Origin of the sequence: Streptomyces sp. WAC 01529 (assembly GCF_003945545.1) — a bacterium.
GTDB classification, from domain to species: domain Bacteria; phylum Actinomycetota; class Actinomycetes; order Streptomycetales; family Streptomycetaceae; genus Streptomyces; species Streptomyces anatolicus.
Map to the genome: position 1 here is coordinate 5004774 of NZ_CP029617.1, position 17148 is coordinate 5021921.

Below are 17148 nucleotides of genomic sequence, written 5' to 3' on the forward strand. Positions count from 1 at the left end.
CACGCCCTGGGGAGGGACGCGGGCGGATCACCGTATGCCCGTGAACCCGTGGGGGGTCCCTCAGCGATGCTTTGCACGTCCTGTCAGATGAATACGGCGACGACGCCCGAGGGGCTCTGCGCCGCCTGCGTCCAGGCCGCCGCGGCCGCGCCGCCGCCCCCGGCGGACGGTCGGGCCAAAGCGGGCGGGGCCCCCGCCTGGCTCCGCTCGCCGGTGGGGCTCGGCCGGGCGGTCGTCGCACTGCTCGGGCTCGTCGTCGCCGCCGACCTGTACTCGCTGTGGGCGGGCACGGTGATGCTCGACGTGATGAACGACCTGATCGCCGGGGAGTTCGGGGCGGACATCGAGCGGCGGGCGGAGCGCGCCGACACGCTGTACGCGTACAGCGGGGGCCCGCAGCTGGTGGCGCTGGTCGCGACCTGCGTCGTCTTCCTCGTGTGGTTCCACCGGGTGCGCGTGAACGCCGAGGTGTTCGAGCCGTACATCCACCGCAAGAAGCGGGGCTGGACGGTGTGGGGCTGGTTCGTGCCGGTGGTGAACTTCTGGTTCCCGCGGCGGATCGCCGTCGACATCTGGGACGCGAGCGCCGCCCGCCCGGCGGGATCGGACCCCGCGGTGCCGCTCGACCCGTCGGCGGAGCGCGGCCCGCACCCCCTCGTCAACACCTGGTGGACGCTGTGGGTGGCGAGCCTCTTCGCCGACCGGTGGGCGGCCAAGTCGTACGCGCGCGCCGAGGAGGCCGACGAGATCAGGTCGGCGGTCGGCAACATGATGTTCTCGGACGCCCTGCACATCGCGGCCGCCGCGCTCGCCGTCGTCTTCGTGCTCCGGCTCACGCGCATGCAGGACCGCAAGGCCAGGTCGGGCCCGCCCCAGGCGCAGCCCGTGCCGGCGCCTGCCGCCGGCCCGTGATTTTTCCGCCCCGGGAGCGGGCAGAAGGCTGAACACGGTACGGAGTGCAGCGGGGGGACGCGCCATGGGCTACTGGGGCTGTTACGTCGTCGGCAGAAGCGAGCGGCCGCTCGCGGAGTTCCCGGCGCTCACGGGCGTACGGGACGACCTCGCCCTTCTCGACCGGCGGCCCGACGGCTGGCAGGTGTGGGAGGTGCCGGGCGGCGAGGGCGTGCGGGACGTGGGGAACATGAACACGCTGGCCCTGGAGACGGGCGCGCCCGCCCTCTTCGGCTATGTGATGGACAGCGACTGCGTCGTCATCGAGGCAGCGGCGCCCGAGAGCGGCGCGTGGACGACGTGTCTGGCGCGGCGCGCGATGGCCGTCTACCTCGGCGAAGGCGAACTGACCGTGGAGGACTACTTCCTGGAGCCGCGCGACGCCGCCGGACGCGCGGTCGTCTGGGCCGCCGAGTCGGGCAGGACGGTCCGCGCGGCCCCGCTCCTCGACGTCCTGAAGGCCGAGGCGCAACCCTCCGCGGAGGAGCTGTTCTTCCGCTTCCTGGACCGGCTCGGCGTCGTGCCGCAGTGACGGCGGGGTGACGGCGGCGACGACGGCAGTGACGTTCCCGGGGCAGCGCACGCAGTAAGGGTGAAGCGCAGGGTCCGGGACGGGAGACGTACAGCATGAGCCTGGTGGAGCTGATCGCACAGGCCGATGAGCGGGGCCTCGCGGCCAGCGGATTGGCCTGCCTCGACCGCTGCGTGCCGGTGCTCGGCGGCGACGACGACCTGCTGCGGCCCCTGTGGGCGCGGCTCGCGGAGGGCGGTGACTGGGGCGGGCCATTGGCCGAGGCCCGCTCGGCGCTCACGCCCGCGCCGAGAGCCCCCGGAGCGTCCGGCGAGGCGACCGCGCTGGCCCGCCGCATGCTCGACGCCGTGCCCGCGGGGCAGTCGGGGCCCGCGGTGCGGGAGTGGGCCGACGGCTGTTCCGTCGCCGCCCTCCAGGTCCACCGCCTCCTGGACGCCGCTCCGTGGGGCTCGGCCCGCCCGGTGACCGCGCGCCGCGAGGGCCGCACGGACGGCATGTCACCCCTGGTCGCGGCCGAACTGCGGCGCCAGATCCGCATCCTGGAGCTGCTCGCCGCCAAGGACACCGGCGCCGACGGACTGCGCCAGGCCCTGGACGTGTCCCGCGAGGGACGCAGGGTGCTGCGAGCGGTGGTGTCGCGCCGGGCGCGAGGGCGGCACTGACAGGCGGGGCGCCGCCCCCCGGGGATTCCGGGGAGCGGCGCCTCGTCGGGGGTTACGGCGTCAGCGTCTGGCCGAGGCGGGCGCCCGCCGGGGTTCCCAGCGTCGTACGCCCGTAGTAGACGCCGCTCGCGCCGGGCACGCCCGAGCCGTCGCTGTCCAGCTGGAGGATCGTGCCGTCGCCCGCGTCCTCGCCGTCCACGCCGATGGCCAGGTCCGCGCGGCCGGAACCGGAGAGGTCGGCCAGGGTCACCGAGGAGCCGAGGCGGTCGCCGGACTCCGTGGAGCCCGGCACGTCCGGCTCGTCCTGCGAGAAGGCCTTCGCGCCCGTGCCGGTGAGGCCGGACGAGGAGCCCTTCAGGAGCAGGGACGTGCCCGCGTCCTTGCGGCTGGTGCCGGAGCGGGTGATGTCCTCGCCGGGGGCGCCGGTCAGGACGTCCGCGTAACCGTCGGCGTCGTAGTCGCCCGCCGCGACCGACCAGCCCATCGCGTCACCCGACTCGGCCGCGCCGATGACGCCGTCCGTCGCCTGGTGGACGGTCCTCATGCCGGTCGTGGTGAACCCCGTCGACGTGCCCGGGACCACCGTCACCTGACCGCCCGCGTGCGCACCGGACTCGGCGGTGTACGGCTGGCCGATGACCAGGTCGTCGTAGCCGTTGCCGTTGACATCGCCCACCGCGACCGAGCGGCCGCCGGGGACGGAGAGCACGCCGACCCGGCTCAGGCCCGAGCGGCCGCCCCTGAACCAGGCGACCTTGGCCTTGCCCGCCTGGTCGCGGTAGGTGAGCGCGACGTCCGCGTAGCCGTCGCGGTTGAAGTCGCCGGACGCGGCGTCCGCGTCCGCTATGGCGGTGTCGCCCGGGGTGAGGCTGCCGCCCGACTCGCGGTCCGCGTCGAGCCGCGCGGCCCAGGAGCCGCCCGTGCCCGTGGCCGCCGCGAAGACGTCCGCCTTGCCGTCGGCGTTGAAGTCGCCGGACGCGACCGCCGAGCCGAACCGGGCCTTGGCGTAGTGGAAGTCGTCCGAGAGCTGCATGTCCGTGCCGGAGGTGAAGGACGGGCCGTACAGCATGGTGACGGCGCCGCGGTCGGTGTTGCCCGAGCCGTCGTCCTCGCCCGGCGCGCCGATGACGAGGTCCGCGTACCCGTCGGCGTTCAGATCGCCCCACGCGGTGGCGGCCGCCCACTCGTCGCCGGGCTCGGAGACGCCGGGGACGCCGGTGCTGGTCTGCGTCAGGGAGATCTTCGCGTCGCCCACCGGGCCGTCTTCACCGCCGGGTATGACGGTCAGGCGCCCGCGGCCGCCCGACGCCTTCGGGGTGCCCGCGACCAGGTCGGTGATGCCGTCGGCGTTGAAGTCGCCGGTGGGCGCCGCGGAGTTGGCGCCCGGGCTGCCCGCGAAGCGGCGGATCTCGCCCAGCTCGGCGTAGAGGTTCTTGCCGGGGCCCGGGGCCGCTTCGGCGTCGCGCTGCCCCGAGACCGCGTACAGCGAGGCCTGTTCGCCCTTCTTCCACACGCCGGTGTCCTCGGACGCGGTCAGCGTGGCCTTGCCGGTCGGGCTTGTGTCGTACTGGCCGAGCTTCCAGGCCGCCACGCGCGCCACCGACTCCAGGGCGGCGCGGCTCGGCCTGCCCGCGGGCCCGCCCGTCGCCGGATCGCCCTCGAAGTCGCCGAGGACGGCGACGCCCGTCGACTCGCCGTCGAAACCGCGGGTGTGCGCGCCGCGTACGGATATGTCGGCGCCGCGGCCACCGCCGCCGCGGCCCTCGAAGACGCGGCCGCACTTGTCCACGAGGAAGTTGTAGCCGATGTCCTCGCGGCCCTCGGTCCGCACCTGGTACGTCAGCAGGCCGCGGACCAGGGCGGGGGACTGGGCGCAGCTGTAGTCGTTCGTGCCGCCCGTGTGGTGGACGAAGACCGCCTTGACCTTGTCGACATACGTCGGCGGGTCCTTGACCAGCGACTCGTCGGCGCCCCAGGCCGCGCGCTTGATGAGGGGCGGTTGGGTGACGGTGGACGGCGGGGCCGTCGGCCTGGCCGGGGTATCGCCGTCGGCGGCGAAGGCGGCGGGGGCCATGGACTCCTTGGACGTGACGCCCGGGTCCACGAGGTTGACCTCAAGTCCGCTGGGCAGCACGTCACTTGAGCCTCCGTCGGCCGTGCCGTCGGCTGCGCTGCCGGTCGCGGTGACCCGGACCTCCACGCCGTCCGAGGGGCCGACCCAGAGCGGCTCGGACGCGGCCCGTGCGCCCGCTTCCGAGGGGTGCGGCTCCAGGCCCAGGGTGCGCCAGCCGCTCCACTCCCCGGAGCCGAGTGCGCGGGTGCGGACCTGCGCGGTGCCCTTCAGCTCCGCGGCGGCGCCGCTCCACGAGACGCCGAGCAGGGAGAACTGCTCGGTCGACGTGCGCGGCAGCTCCCGCTTGGCGGCGCCGTCACCCTTGAGCGCGAGGTCGTGCACGCGTGCCGGTCGCTCGGCGCGCGGATCGGCGGGCCCGTCCCCGGAGTTCGGGCCGGCCGTCGCGTACGTCACCGCCCCCGCACCTCCCAGCACGACGGCACCGATCGTCAGCCACGCCCTGCGCTTGAGGCTCAGTGGCCTGTACGCATGCGTGGTACGCGCCTTTTCACGCGGTTTGCGCGGGCTCAAGTGCCCCACCCCTTAGCGAATTTCCGGAGAACCAGCGAGTCCGTAGGACCGCCTCGAAGGGTAAATGGTTGTACCCGCCAGCAGAATTTCTCGCGTGATGTATCCCGCACGCCCGAGGTGTGACGAGCCGAGGGACGCGTGCGCTGGGCCATGTGACAGTTGTGAAGTGACGCAACGGGTGGGGACTCGGGTGGGAGTACAGGTGGCACGTCGCGTGAACGGCCGGGCGGGGCACCGCGGACGGTGGGTGCGGGCGGCGGCACTCTCCCTCGCGATGGGCGCGGCGGTGGGCACTCTCGCCTCGTGCGGGTCGGACCGCCCGGTGACGTACTCCGGCGGCACGTTCGACGACGTGGACCGCGCGGAATCCACGACCGGCGACGGCGGCCGGGACGGGGGCGCGGCGTCCGCCTCCGCCGAGGAGGTGCGCGGCAGGAAGCTCGGCCTGGCGGGCATGGAGCTGCTCAAGTCGGCCGACACCGTGCGCATCGGCGTCGAGATGAAGACCGCCAAGGGCCGCCAGAAGGTCTCCCTGCACATGGACCGCGAGAACAACTGCACGGGCACCTTCGACGCGGGCCCCGCACAGCAGGGCGACTTCATCATGATCGCGGGCGGTGCGATGTACGTGCGGTTCGACGACGCCGCGCTCGACGCGATGGGTGAGATGGGCGACCGGCGCGGTCCCGAGGCGGGGGCCCGGGTCCGCGAGCGGACGGCGCTGGCGCGCGGGAAGTACCTGAAGATACCGGCGGGTTCCGGCACCCGAGGTCCCGCGATACCCATGGGCAGCTGCGACCTCGACAAGATCACCGAGAAGATCGGCACCACGGAGCTGGACGAGGTCATCGAGGCCCGGCCCACCACCCGGCGGTACGGCGAGGACGTCACCCCGCTCGTCGAGAAGGAGGACGGCGGTGAGACGACGGTGTACGTGGCGGCGTCCGGCGAGCCGTACATCCTCGGCGTCGAGGCGACGAAGCGCGGCGGCACGGGTGGCTCCGGTGGATCGGGTGGCGTCGGTGGCTCGGGTGGCTCCGGTGGATCGGGTGGCGTCGGTGGCTCGGGTGGCTCCGGTGGGGAGCAGACCATGAAGATGCGGCTGTCCGACTACGACGAGCCGGTCGCCGCGGTGGCCCCGGCGCCCGCAGCGACGCTCGACATCTCGCGGATCGGCCCGGGGGGCCCGGGCGGCGGCCTCTTCGAGGTCTGAGCGTGCGGGTCCGCCCGGGCCGCCGCGGGGCGCCGGGGGAGGTAGCCGTACGCTCTCGCGCTGTGACATTTCCGCGCCCGGCGACGCTGGTGACGGTGGGGGCATGGGCGCGCGGGGCGTGCCGCGTTCGGCCGGATGGGAGAGCGTTGGGCCAGGGTGGGGAGCCGCGTCGCGCAAAGGCGCGCGACGAGGAGCTGGGCAGAGCCGTCGCGGCGGCCCAGGAAGGCGACGAGGCGGCTTTCGCGGTCGCGTACCGGATCGTCCAGCCGGGACTCGTCGGCTATCTGCGCGGTCTCGTCGGCACGGACGGCGAGGCGGCCGAGGACGTCGCCGCCGAGGCCTGGCTGGAGATCGCCAGGGACCTCGGGCGCTTCCGCGGGGACGGGGCGGGCTTCCGCGGCTGGACCGCGACGATCGCGCGGCACCGGGCCTTCGACCACCTGCGCCGCCAGAAGGCGCGGCCGCGCCCCACCGCGCTGGAACAGGACCTGCTCGAACTGCCGGGCCCGCACAGCACGTCGGCGGCGGCCCTGGAGGCGGTCTCGACCGAGCGCGTGCTCGCCCTGGTCGCGACCCTGCCGCGCGACCAGGCGGAGGCGGTACTGCTGCGGGTGGTCGTCGGCCTCGACGGCCCGGCGGCGGCGCGGGTACTGGGCAAGCGCCCCGGCGCGGTGCGGACGGCCGCGTACCGGGGGCTGAAGAAGCTGGGCGAGCGGCTGGGGCTCGACGGTGTGACGGATGACGGTCCCGGCGCGCTGGGGGAGTCGAGATGAACGCAGACGAACCCTTGGGCCCTGAGGGTACGCAGGGCCGCCCCTCCCTTCCCGAACTGCTCGCCGCGGCCCTGCTGCCCGGCGCGGACGACACGGACAACGCGGACCGTAGAGCCAGCGCGGTGGACGCGGACGCGGAGCGCGCGGCGGTGGCGGCATTCCGCGCGGCGCGCGACGCGGGCGCGCACCGGGCGCGTACGCGGCGCCGCGACGACTGGCGGCCCCGGGAGCCCGGCCGCGCCCGGTTCTCGCTGCGGGCCGCCGGGGGCGTGGTGCTGGCCGGGGGTCTCCTGGGCGGCGTGGCGCTGGCGGCCGCCGGCACGGTGACCGACGACCCGCCCCCCAGGCCCACCCCCCGCCCGGCCGCCACGTCCCCTAAGACCCCGGCCACCACGCCCCCGCGCCCCGAGGCCCCGGCGCCCTCGCGGTCCGTGCCGCCCGCGCGGCAGGAGCGTACGGAGACGCCCGCGAAGCCCGGCCCGAAGGCCAAGGACAAGAGCGAGACGCCTAGGGAGAAGAGCAAGCCCCCCAAGGACAAGGGAAAGCCGAAGAAGCCCCCCAAGTCCGAAAAGCCGCACCCCAAGGACAAGGGCAAGGGCAACGCCAAGCCCAAGCCCAAGCACGACCGCAAGGGATAGGAAGGGCGGGTGGGTGGGGAGGCACCAAGCCGCGAAGCGGCGAAGGCGCCCCGAGCAACAAAACCCAGCCGCGCTACAGCCGCGCCTCCGGCGCCTCCTCCTCGGTGGGAACCCCGCGCTAGGAAGCGGTCCTCTTGTCCTTGCGGTTCGCGCGGAGCCACTCCTTGTTCATGTGGGTGATGGAGAACAGCGGAATGCCCTTGGGGCAGGCCGTGGCGCACTCACCGGTGAGCGTGCAGCCGCCGAAGCCCTCGTGGTCCATCTGCCCGACCATGTCCAGGACGCGGCTCTCCCGCTCGGGGGCGCCCTGCGGCAGGACGTTGAGGTGGTTGACCTTGGCCGAGGTGAAGAGCATCGCCGAGCCGTTGGGACAGGCCGCCACGCACGCCCCGCAGCCGATGCACTCGGCGTGCTCGAAGGCGAAGTCGGCGTCGGGCTTGGGCACCGGGGTGGCGTGCGCGTCGGGCGCGGAGCCGGTCGGGGCGCTGATGTAGCCGCCGGACTGGATGATCCGGTCGAAGGCCGTGCGGTCCACGACCAGGTCCTTGACGACCGGGAAGGCCGCGGCGCGCCACGGCTCGATGTCGATGGTGTCGCCGTCCTTGAAGGACCGCATGTGGAGCTGGCAGGTGGTGGTGCGCTCGGGGCCGTGCGCGTCGCCGTTGATGACGAGCGAGCAGGCGCCGCAGATGCCCTCGCGGCAGTCGTGGTCGAAGGCGACGGGGTCGTCGCCCTTGACGATGAGCTCTTCGTTGAGGGTGTCGAGCATCTCCAGGAAGGACATGTCCTTGGAGATGCCGTCCACCTCGTAGGTGGACATGGCGCCGGGGGCGTCGGCGTTCTGCTGGCGCCAGACGCGCAGGGTGAGCTTCATGCGTAGCTCCGCTGAGTGGGGTGGACGTAGTCGAAGACGAGGTCTTCCTTGTGCAGGACGGGGGCGGCGCCGGTGGCGGTGAACTCCCAGGCGGCGGCGTAGGAGAACTCCTCGTCGCGGCGCTCGGCCTCACCGTCGGGGGTCTGGGACTCCTCGCGGAAGTGGCCGCCGCAGGACTCGGCGCGGTGCAGGGCGTCCAGGCACATCAGCTCGGCCAGCTCCAGGTAGTCGACGACCCGGTTGGCCTTCTCCAGGGACTGGTTGAACTCCTCGCCGGTGCCGGGCACCTTGATCCGGCGCCAGAACTCGTCGCGGATCTGGGGGATGCGCTCCAGGGCCTTGCGCAGCCCGGTCTCGGAGCGGGCCATGCCGCAGAACTCCCACATCACTTCGCCCAGTTCGCGGTGGAAGGAGTCGGGGGTGCGGTCGCCGTCGACGGCGAGGAGGCGGGCGAGGCGGTCCTCGGTCTCGCTCATCACCTCGCGCACGACCGGGTGTTCGGCGCTGACCTCGTCCTTGTGCGGGTTGCGGGCGAGGTAGTCGTTGATGGTCGAGGGCAGCACGAAGTAGCCGTCGGCGAGGCCCTGCATGAGCGCGCTCGCGCCGAGCCGGTTCGCGCCGTGGTCGGAGAAGTTGGCCTCTCCGATCGCGAAGAGCCCGGGGACGGTGGTCTGGAGGTCGTAGTCGACCCAGAGACCGCCCATCGTGTAGTGCACGGCGGGGTAGATCCGCATCGGCGTCTTGTACGGGTCCTCGTCGGTGATGCGCGCGTACATGTCGAAGAGGTTGCCGTACTTGGCCTCGACCTTCTTCTTGCCCATGCGCTTGATGGCGTCGGCGAAGTCGAGGTAGACGCCCTGCCCGCCCGGGCCCACGCCGCGGCCCTCGTCGCATACGTTCTTGGCGGCGCGGGAGGCGATGTCGCGGGGCACGAGGTTGCCGAAGGAGGGGTAGATGCGCTCCAGGTAGTAGTCGCGCTCGTCCTCGGGGATCTCGTTGGCCGGGCGGGTGTCGCCCTTGGCCTTGGGCACCCAGATCCGTCCGTCGTTGCGCAGCGACTCGCTCATCAGGGTGAGCTTGGACTGGTGGTCGCCGGTGCGCGGGATGCAGGTGGGGTGGATCTGCGTGAAGCAGGGGTTGGCGAAGTAGGCGCCGCGCCGGTGGGCCCGCCAGACGGCCGTGGCGTTGGAGTTCATGGCGTTCGTCGACAGGTAGAAGACGTTGCCGTAGCCGCCGGAGGCGAGGACGACGGCGTCCGCGAAGTACGTCTCGATCTTGCCGGTGATCAGATCGCGGGCGACGATCCCGCGGGCCCGCCCGTCGACCACGATCAGGTCGAGCATCTCGGTGCGCGGATGCATCTCCACGTTCCCGGCCGCGATCTGCCGGCTCAGCGCCTGGTAGGCGCCGAGGAGCAGCTGCTGGCCCGTCTGCCCGCGCGCGTAGAACGTACGGGAGACCTGCACGCCGCCGAAGGAGCGCGTGTCGAGGAGGCCGCCGTACTCGCGGGCGAACGGCACGCCCTGCGCGACGCACTGGTCGATGATCTCGACCGAGATCTGCGCGAGGCGGTGCACGTTGGACTCACGGGCGCGGAAGTCGCCGCCCTTGACGGTGTCGTAGAAGAGGCGGTGGACCGAGTCGCCGTCGTTGCGGTAGTTCTTCGCGGCGTTGATGCCGCCCTGCGCGGCGATCGAGTGCGCCCGGCGCGGCGAGTCCTGGTAGCAGAACTGCACGACGTGGTAGCCCTGTTCGGCGAGCGTGGCACCGGCCGCGCCGCCCGCGAGGCCCGTGCCGACGACGATCACGGTGTGCTTGCGGCGGTTGGCGGGGTTGACCAGCTTCGCCTGGAAGCGGCGGGTGTCCCAGCGCTCGGCGATCGGCCCGGCCGGGGCCTTGTCGTCGACGACGGGCTCGCCGACCGCGTATTCAGCAAAGGCACTCATCTAGCTCACCACTCCGGTCATGACACCCACGGGGACAGAAATGAAGCCGACCGTCAGCACCAGCGCGAGGCCGTTGGCGACGGCCTTCAGGGAGCGGTCGCGGACCCGGCTGCCGACGCCCAGCGTCTGCGCGGCACTCCACAGGCCGTGGCGCACGTGCAGGCCCATGGCGAGCATCGCGGTGATGTAGATGACGTTGCCGTACCAGGTCGAGAACGTGTCCACGACGTTGCTGTACGGCTTGCCCTCCTCGAAGCCCGAGTGCACGGTGCCGGTCGTGAGGTCCAGGATGTGCCAGACGATGAAGAGGCCGAGGATGACGCCGCCCCAGCGCATGGTGCGCGTGGCATAGGTGGCGCGCGGCTTCTTGTGCACGTATCCGGTGGGGCGCGCCTTGATGTCGCGACGGCTCAGCTGGTACGCCGACACGCCGTGCGCCACCACCGAGGCGAGCAGCACCACGCGCGCGATCCACAGCCCCCACTCACGGTGGAGGACCGGCTCTCCCATGACCCGCAACCAGTGCGCGTAGGCGTCGAAGCCGGCGGCACCCAAGAAGATCTTGGCGTTTGCCGCCATGTGAACCACAAGGTAAGCGATCATCACGAGACCGCTCGTTGCCATGACTGCCTTCTTGCCTACCGTCGAGTCCCACATGGAACGGGTCCTCGACGTGCTCGTCGTACGAGTCGCCAGAGTCATGGGACCGGATGCTATGCCCACTCATCGCAAGTGCACCAACTGTAGAAACACATGCTTTCCATAGGGAACGCCTATCGATGGGCTTCGCCCGCGCCCGCCCGCGGCAGGACCTAGGGCGGGGGAGCGGCCACAAGACCGGGACGCCTGGCCCCAGCCGTGCGGCGCACCGCCTCCAGCAGCTCCGCCTGGCGCAGCGACCGCGCCCCCCTGGGAGCCCCGCCGGTGCCGGAGCGCACCGCGCGGACGAACGCCCGCAGGGTGGCCGCCACCTGGTCGTGCGGGCTCAGCCGCAGCTCGCGCCGCTCGGCCGGCCCCGTGACCCGCAGCACCGGCTGGTGGTCGGCGGGCGGGGTGAAGGCGGGCTCCACCCGGATGCGGCCCTCGCTGCCCCACAGCTCGTAGGCGGAGCGGTAGGCGTGCGCCATGCCGAACGTGAGGTGGCCGGTCACCCCGTCCGGGGTGCGGACGAGGACGGCGCCGGAGGTGTCGACGGCCGACCCGGGACCGTACTCCAGACACGCCCCCACCACCTCCACGTCCGCGCCGAGGAAGTGCAGCGCGGCGCGCACCGGGTAGTAGCCGATGTCCAGGAGGGCGCCGCCGCCGAGGTCGGGGCGGTGCCGGATGTTCCCGGCGGGCGGCGGCGGCACGGCGAAGGCGGCGCTGAACGACCGGAGTTCGCCGATCGCCCCGGAGCCGAGCAGCTCCCGCACCACCGCGTGCTGCGGGTGGTGCAGGAACATCACGTTCTCCATCAGCACGAGACCGCGCTCACGCGCCAGGGCGAGCAGCGCCGCGGTCCGGTGCGGGTCCGCGGTGAGCGGCTTCTCGGCGAGTACGTGCTTCCCGGCGAGGAGGGCCCGCTCCACCCACTCGGCGTGCAGGGCGACGGGCAGCGGCACGTACACGGCGTCGACGCCGGGCCGCTCAAGCAGTTCCTGGTAGCCCTCGACGGCCGCGCAGCCGTACTCCCGGGTCAGCGCCGCGGCCCGGTCGCGGTCCCGGCTGGCCACCGCGACGAGCGCGGTCTCGGGCGCGGCGGCCATCGCGGGCAGCATGCGGCGGCGGGCGATGTCCGCCGTGCCCATGACGGCGATGCGCACCGGCGCCTCGCCGGGCCCGGCCGCGGGCCGCGTCTCGCCGTCCGGCCCGGCCAGGGGCTGCGTGGCGCTCATGTCCGCCGTGCCCCCATCGCGTTGAGGCAGGCGAGGAGGGTACGGGCCTGGACGTTGAGGTAGTGGCCGTGCCGGACCAGGGCGCTGAGCTGGGCGACGGTCGCCCAGGCGAAACCGGCGGGCGGGTCGGCCGGAGCCTGCCGCTCGTCCTGCGCCTCGATCACCAGGTAGCGGTTCTCGGCGTCGAGGAAGCGGCCGCCCTCCTCCGAGTGGACGGCCTCGTAACGGATGCGGGCGGGGTCGGCGTCCAGCACGGCGTCCAGGAAGGGGGGACGGTCCGCCGCGGGCAGGTCGGCGTAGTTGTCCGGGGCGTACTGGACGGTGGGGGCCAGTTCCACGGTGTCGAGGAAGCCGCCCTCGACGCGGGCGTGCACCAAAACGTGCAGGACGCCGTCGAAGGAGCGGGTCAGGAACGCGGCCACGCCCTTGCTTCGGGGCCGCACCAGGGGCTGCGTCCAGCCGGTGACCTCCCGGCTCTCGGCGTGCACCCGCACCGCCACGACGTCGAACCAGCGCCCGCTGTCGGAGCTGATCCGGTCCTCGGTGCGGTGCCAGCCGGGCAGCTCCGCCAGCGGGACCCGCTCGGCCTCCACGTCGTGGCGGGCGCGCTCGGCGGTGAACCAGGACAGCAGCTCGGTGTCGGCGAGCAGGGCGCCGAAGCGGGGGTCGAGGGAGCGGGCGAGGGCGTGCGCGAAGGAGTCGCCGTCCGAGGTGTTCCGCCCGGTCGGCGGGAAGCAGGCGAGGACGGTACGGGAGTCCATGTTCACCACGTTGTCCCGGTGCAGCAGCTCCGCGAGCTGGCCGAGCGTCAGCCAGCAGAAGTCGTCGTACAGCGGGACGTCGTCGTCCGCGTCCACCTCGACGATCATGTTGCGGTTGCTCTTGCGGAAGAACCACGAGCCGTGCTCGGACTGGAGCACGTCGGCGAGGACCCGGCCCCGGCGGGGGCCGTTGAAGTACTCGATGTACTTCACGTCGGCGCCCTTGTGGACCTTGGTGTAGTTGCTGCGGGTGGCCTGGACCGTGGGCGAGAGCTGGAGGAGGTTCGGGTTGCCGGGCTCCATCTTGGCCTGCATCAGGCAGTGCGGCACCCCGTCGAACTCCTTGACCAGGATGCCGAGGATGCCCACCTCGGGCTGTTTGATGATGGGCTGGTGCCACGCGCGGTAAGGGCCCTCGTCCGAGGTCACGCGCAGCCCCTCGACGGTGAAGAACTTCCCGCTGGCGTGTACGAGGTTTCCGGTGCCCTCCTCGAAGGACCAGCCGTCGAGTGCGGCGAAGGGGATCCGCTCGACCCGGAACCGGTGGGCGCGGCCCCGCCCGGCCAGCCACTCGGCGAAGTCCTCGGTGCGCAGGTGGGCGCCCTGGGTGGCGGCGGCGGACCGGGCGACCCGGTCGGTGAGCCCGGTGTCCTCGCGCGGCCGCAGGGCGGGCGACCGCAGGGGATGCGACAGCATGCGGGGTTCTCCTGGTGTGTGCGGGGGCGGATGCGTACGGCGGTTTGGCGGGGGCGGCCGTCGGGGGCCGGGACGCGGCAGGGCGTCAGGCGGTGGTGGCGCGGGCCTCGGCGAGGAGGCGGCCCGCGACCTCCGCCGGGGTGGGCAGCGCGCGCGCCTCGGCCCGCAGGCGGCCCGCCGCGGCCCGGTGGGCGGGGTCGTCGAGCAGGGCGCGCACATCCGCCGCGAGCAGGGCGCCGGGCCCCGCCGCGTCCGGCATCCCCGCGACCTCGTTGAGCGGGCGGTGCCGGGCGGCCCCCGCGGCGGCGAACCGGGCGCCGGTGAGCATCTGTTCGGGCCTGGGGGAGAGGATGAGCTGCGGCACCCCGGCCTCGGTGGCCGTCATGGTGGTGCCGCCGCCGCCCTGGTGGACCACGGCGGCGCACTCGGGGAGCAGCAGGCGCAGCGGCACTCCGCTGACCGCGCGCACGCCGTCGGGCTGTGCGCCGAGCCGCTCGCGCTGGGCCTCGGTGACGGCGAGCAGCACCTCGGTGCCGCCCGCGGCCAGTTCGTGGGCGGCGGCGAGCAGCGGGGGCGGCAGCGCGGGCCCGCCCGGCTTCAGCCGGTCGGCGGTGACCCCCCAGGTCAGACAGGTGCGGGGCTTCCCGGACGGCGGCAGCAGGCTCTCGGGCGCGCCGCCGGGTCCGTTGTACGGGACGAACCGGGCCGGTACGCGGGTCACCGGCGAGGGCAGGGTGAGGCTCGGCGGGCAGGGGTCGACCCACAGTCCCGGCTCGGCGGGGTCGAGGCCGTACCGCTCGAACAGCGCGCGGTAGCCGTCCAGGTGGGGGCCGTCCAGGCCCGCCCGGTTGAGGCGCATGACCGCCGGGCTGCCCCACAGGTGGGCGACGGCGGGGACGCCCAGGTCGGCGGCGGCGAGCGTGCCGGCGTAGGTGCCCGCGTCCTGCACCACCAGGTCGGGCCGCCAGGCGCGGGCGAAGCCGAGCAGGTCGTCGGCCATCGCACCGGCGATCCGCAGCTGCTTCTCGCCGAGGGCGCGCAGGATGCCCTGCTGGGCCTCGCTCAGCTCGTCGGCGCGGGCGGCCCAGTCGTCGGGCCAGCGGCCCTGGGTGTGCCAGGCGGCGAGGCCCCCGGAGGTGGCGTGCCCCGCGATGTCGGGGTCGGGCCCCACCGGCACGGGGGTCAGCCCGGCGTCCGCCACGGCCCGCACGCACCCGGGCGGCACGGCGACCCTGACCTGGTGCCCGGCGGCCTGGAAGGCCCAGGCCAGCGGCACCATCGGGTAGAGGTGGGAGGGGGCGGCCCAGGTGGTGAACAGGACGCGGGCACCGGCCGGTTCGGCCGCCGCGCCTGTCGTCCCCGGCGTCGCGGGGGTCGGCTCGGTCATGGGATCGGTTCCTTCGTACGGTGGTCAGCGGCCGCCGGAGACGGTCAGGGTTTCGCCCGTGATGTTTCCGTTGGCCGCGGAGCCCAGGAACAGGACGGCGGCGGCCACTTCCTCGGGCGTGGACAGGCGGCCCGTCGGCGTCGCGCGGACCTCGCGGTCGCGGACCGGCTCGGGCAGGCCCTCCAGGACGCGGGGGGTCGCGGTCAGGCCCGGGGCGACCATGTTGACCAGGACGCCGTCGCGGCCCACGTCCCACATCAGGGAGCGGGCGAGCCCGTGCAGACCGGCCTTCGCGGTGCCGTAGAACTCCTGGCCCCGGTTGCCGCCCAGGGCGTTGTGCGAGGAGATCAGGACGACCCGGCCCCAGCCGCGGGCACGCATGCCGGGAACGGCGCGCTGCACGGTCCGTACGGCGGGCACGAGGTTGTCGCCGAGGAAGGGCACCCAGTCCGTCTCCGGTACGTCCTCGAAGTGGGTGTCCGGCGCCCGCCTCACCCCCCAGCGGATGGCACCGGCCACCAGGACGTCCAGGCCTCCCCAACGCTCCTCCACCTGTGCCACCGCGCGGCCGGGCGACTCCGGGTCGGCCAGGTCGTACGCGACCGCGCACGCCCGGCCCGCGTCCGCGCCCAGCTCGTCGGCGAGCGCGCGGGCCCGCTCGGCCCCGCTGTGGTGGGCGACGGCGACGTTCGCCCCGGCGGCGGCGTAGGCGCGGGCCACCGCCTGCCCGATGCCGCCGGTGGCGCCGGTGACCAGGACGGTGCGGCCCGCCAGGCCGTAACCCGCGTAAGCGGTGGGGGTGTCGGTCATCCGCGGGCCTCCACGAACTCGCGTACGGAAGCGATCATGTAGTCGAGCATCTCGTCCGTCAGGCCGGGATAGACGCCCACCCAGAAGGTCTGCTCGGTGACGATGTCGCTGTTGGTCAGGGAGCCCACCACGCGGTGCGGCTGGTCGATGTAGGCGGGGTGGCGGGTGAGGTTCCCGGCGAACAGGCGGCGCGTGCCGATGCGCCGGTCCTCCAGGAAGGCCACCAACTCCGCGCGGCTGAACGGCGCTTGGGGGTCCACGGTCAGCACGAAGCCGAACCAGCTCGGGTCGGAGCGCGGCGTGGCCCGCGGCAGCAGCAGCCAGGGCACGTCCGCCAGGCCCTCGCTCAGCCGCCGCCAGTTGCGGCGCCGCGCCTCGACGAACTCGTCCAACTTCTCCAGCTGGGTCAGGCCGAGCGCGGCCTGGAGGTCGGTCGTCTTCAGGTTGTAACCGACGTGCGAGAAGATGTACTTGTGGTCGTAGCCCGCGGGCAGCGTGCCCATCTGGTAGTCGAACCGCTTCAGGCACTTGTTGCTCTCGCCCGGCTCGCACCAGCAGTCCCGACCCCAGTCGCGCAGCGACTCCACGATGCGGGCGAGCGCCAGGTTCGCGGTGAGCACGCAGCCGCCCTCGCCCATGGTGAGGTGGTGGGCCGGGTAGAAGCTCACGGTCGTCAGGTCGCCGAAGGTGCCGGTGAGCCGGCCGTCGTACGTCGAGCCCACCGCGTCGCAGTTGTCCTCGATGAGGAACAGGTCGTGGTCCTCGGCGAGTTGGGCGATCTCGGCGACCTCGAAGGGGTTGCCGAGCGCGTGCGCGATCATGATGGCGCGGGTCCTGGGGCCGATCGCCGCCGCCACCCGGTCGGCCGTCGCGTTGTACGTGCCGAGGTCGACGTCGACGAAGACCGGGATGAGGCCGTTCTGCAGGATCGGGTTGACCGTGGTCGGGAAACCGGCCGCGACGGTGATCACCTCGTCGCCGGGGCGCAGCCTGCGGTCCTCCAGCTGCGGCGAGGTCAGCGCGGTCATCGCCAGGAGGTTCGCCGACGAACCGGAGTTCGTCAGATGGGCCTTGCGCCGCCCCATCCTGCGGGCGAACCGCGACTCGAACCGGCGCGAGCTGGAGCCCGCCGCGATGCGCATGTCCAGGGCGGCCTCCACCAGGGCCACCCGGTCGGCCTCGTCGAGCACCGCCCCGGACGGCCAGATCTCCGTGACGCCGGGGACGAAGCCGTGGCCGTCCTCCCGCTCCAGGTGGTACTTGCGTACCTCGTCCAGTATCAGCGCCTTGTGGTCGCTCATCTCTCCCCCTCGTGCCTCTCGGATCGTTCCGTCACGTCCGCCGCCTCTCAGCCCGCCGTGTCCTGGCTCCGCGCCCTTTCGCC

General features: G+C 73.4%; 15 protein-coding genes. 6 read left to right on the plus strand and 9 right to left on the minus strand.

What is annotated here, in order from left to right; translation table 11 throughout:
- Positions 1-87 precede the first annotated feature (87 nt).
- The 3 genes from DMA15_RS22685 to DMA15_RS22695 all read left to right on the plus strand — a co-directional run bounded on the left by DMA15_RS22685 (position 88) and on the right by DMA15_RS22695 (position 2145).
- Positions 88-912, plus strand: a complete 825-nt coding sequence (locus DMA15_RS22685; protein ID WP_240659896.1) for a DUF4328 domain-containing protein — start codon at positions 88-90, stop codon at positions 910-912.
- A 64-nt stretch (positions 913-976) separates the two neighbouring features.
- Entirely contained in the window at positions 977-1483 is a 507-nt protein-coding gene (locus tag DMA15_RS22690; protein ID WP_125514584.1) for a hypothetical protein, read from the plus strand.
- 95 nt (positions 1484-1578) lie between these two features.
- On the plus strand, positions 1579-2145 hold the full coding sequence (locus DMA15_RS22695; protein WP_125514585.1) for a hypothetical protein: 567 nt from the start codon (positions 1579-1581) through the stop codon (positions 2143-2145).
- A 52-nt stretch (positions 2146-2197) separates the two neighbouring features.
- Here the strand turns inward: DMA15_RS22695 and DMA15_RS22700 are convergent, their stop codons facing one another.
- Entirely contained in the window at positions 2198-4672 is a 2475-nt protein-coding gene (locus DMA15_RS22700) for an FG-GAP-like repeat-containing protein (RefSeq protein ID WP_240659897.1), read from the minus strand.
- Between the two features lie 319 nt (positions 4673-4991).
- Between DMA15_RS22700 and DMA15_RS22705 the strand changes: the two genes are divergently transcribed.
- The 3 genes from DMA15_RS22705 (at position 4992) to DMA15_RS37060 (ending at position 7413) form a co-directional block, all read left to right on the plus strand.
- On the plus strand, positions 4992-6002 hold the full coding sequence (locus tag DMA15_RS22705) for a hypothetical protein (RefSeq protein WP_125514586.1): 1011 nt from the start codon (positions 4992-4994) through the stop codon (positions 6000-6002).
- A gap of 146 nt (positions 6003-6148) precedes the next feature.
- Entirely contained in the window at positions 6149-6775 is a 627-nt protein-coding gene (locus DMA15_RS22710; RefSeq protein WP_125514587.1) for an RNA polymerase sigma factor, read from the plus strand.
- Positions 6772-7413 (plus strand): hypothetical protein, encoded by a 642-nt coding sequence (locus DMA15_RS37060; protein WP_206302796.1) that lies wholly within the window; start codon positions 6772-6774, stop codon positions 7411-7413. Before DMA15_RS22710 ends, DMA15_RS37060 begins: the two co-directional genes overlap by 4 nt.
- 118 nt (positions 7414-7531) lie before the next feature.
- Here DMA15_RS37060 and DMA15_RS22720 read toward each other — a convergent pair whose 3' ends face one another.
- The 8 genes from DMA15_RS22720 to rfbH form a co-directional block, all read right to left on the minus strand.
- Positions 7532-8287, minus strand: a complete 756-nt coding sequence (locus DMA15_RS22720; RefSeq protein ID WP_125514588.1) for a succinate dehydrogenase/fumarate reductase iron-sulfur subunit — start codon at positions 8285-8287, stop codon at positions 7532-7534.
- Positions 8284-10233, minus strand: a complete 1950-nt coding sequence (locus tag DMA15_RS22725; protein WP_206302798.1) for a fumarate reductase/succinate dehydrogenase flavoprotein subunit — start codon at positions 10231-10233, stop codon at positions 8284-8286. The genes DMA15_RS22720 and DMA15_RS22725 overlap by 4 nt, the downstream gene beginning before the upstream one ends.
- A complete protein-coding gene (locus tag DMA15_RS37065; RefSeq protein ID WP_206302800.1) occupies positions 10234-10935 on the minus strand; it encodes a succinate dehydrogenase in 702 nt (233 codons plus the stop codon).
- A gap of 110 nt (positions 10936-11045) precedes the next feature.
- A complete protein-coding gene (locus tag DMA15_RS22730; RefSeq protein ID WP_125514589.1) occupies positions 11046-12110 on the minus strand; it encodes a Gfo/Idh/MocA family oxidoreductase in 1065 nt (354 codons plus the stop codon).
- Positions 12107-13567, minus strand: coding sequence for an NDP-hexose 2,3-dehydratase family protein (locus DMA15_RS22735; RefSeq protein ID WP_125514590.1), 1461 nt, complete (start codon positions 13565-13567; stop codon positions 12107-12109). Before DMA15_RS22735 ends, DMA15_RS22730 begins: the two co-directional genes overlap by 4 nt.
- Positions 13568-13652: 85 nt before the next feature.
- Positions 13653-14954 (minus strand): nucleotide disphospho-sugar-binding domain-containing protein, encoded by a 1302-nt coding sequence (locus tag DMA15_RS22740; protein WP_125514591.1) that lies wholly within the window; start codon positions 14952-14954, stop codon positions 13653-13655.
- Between the two features lie 24 nt (positions 14955-14978).
- Positions 14979-15764: an SDR family NAD(P)-dependent oxidoreductase gene (locus tag DMA15_RS22745; RefSeq protein ID WP_125514592.1), complete on the minus strand. Its 786-nt coding sequence runs from the start codon at positions 15762-15764 to the stop codon at positions 14979-14981.
- A complete protein-coding gene (gene rfbH / locus DMA15_RS22750; protein WP_125514593.1) occupies positions 15761-17065 on the minus strand; it encodes a lipopolysaccharide biosynthesis protein RfbH in 1305 nt (434 codons plus the stop codon). Before rfbH ends, DMA15_RS22745 begins: the two co-directional genes overlap by 4 nt.
- Between the last annotated feature and the right edge of the window lie 83 nt (positions 17066-17148).

What these genes read in the sequence shown, in the direction of transcription:
- DMA15_RS22685 (WP_240659896.1), top strand. Translation starts at nt 88, where the DNA reads ATGAATACGGCGACGACGCCCGAGGGGCTCTGCGCCGCCTGCGTCCAG.
- DMA15_RS22690 (WP_125514584.1), top strand. Translation starts at nt 977, where the DNA reads ATGGGCTACTGGGGCTGTTACGTCGTCGGCAGAAGCGAGCGGCCGCTC.
- DMA15_RS22695 (WP_125514585.1), top strand. Translation starts at nt 1,579, where the DNA reads ATGAGCCTGGTGGAGCTGATCGCACAGGCCGATGAGCGGGGCCTCGCG.
- DMA15_RS37060 (WP_206302796.1), top strand. Translation starts at nt 6,772, where the DNA reads ATGAACGCAGACGAACCCTTGGGCCCTGAGGGTACGCAGGGCCGCCCC.
- DMA15_RS22720 (WP_125514588.1), bottom strand. Translation starts at nt 8,287, where the DNA reads ATGAAGCTCACCCTGCGCGTCTGGCGCCAGCAGAACGCCGACGCCCCC.
- DMA15_RS22725 (WP_206302798.1), bottom strand. Translation starts at nt 10,233, where the DNA reads ATGAGTGCCTTTGCTGAATACGCGGTCGGCGAGCCCGTCGTCGACGAC.
- DMA15_RS37065 (WP_206302800.1), bottom strand. Translation starts at nt 10,935, where the DNA reads ATGACTCTGGCGACTCGTACGACGAGCACGTCGAGGACCCGTTCCATG.
- DMA15_RS22730 (WP_125514589.1), bottom strand. Translation starts at nt 12,110, where the DNA reads ATGAGCGCCACGCAGCCCCTGGCCGGGCCGGACGGCGAGACGCGGCCC.
- DMA15_RS22735 (WP_125514590.1), bottom strand. Translation starts at nt 13,567, where the DNA reads ATGCTGTCGCATCCCCTGCGGTCGCCCGCCCTGCGGCCGCGCGAGGAC.
- DMA15_RS22740 (WP_125514591.1), bottom strand. Translation starts at nt 14,954, where the DNA reads ATGACCGAGCCGACCCCCGCGACGCCGGGGACGACAGGCGCGGCGGCC.
- DMA15_RS22745 (WP_125514592.1), bottom strand. Translation starts at nt 15,764, where the DNA reads ATGACCGACACCCCCACCGCTTACGCGGGTTACGGCCTGGCGGGCCGC.
- rfbH (WP_125514593.1), bottom strand. Translation starts at nt 17,065, where the DNA reads ATGAGCGACCACAAGGCGCTGATACTGGACGAGGTACGCAAGTACCAC.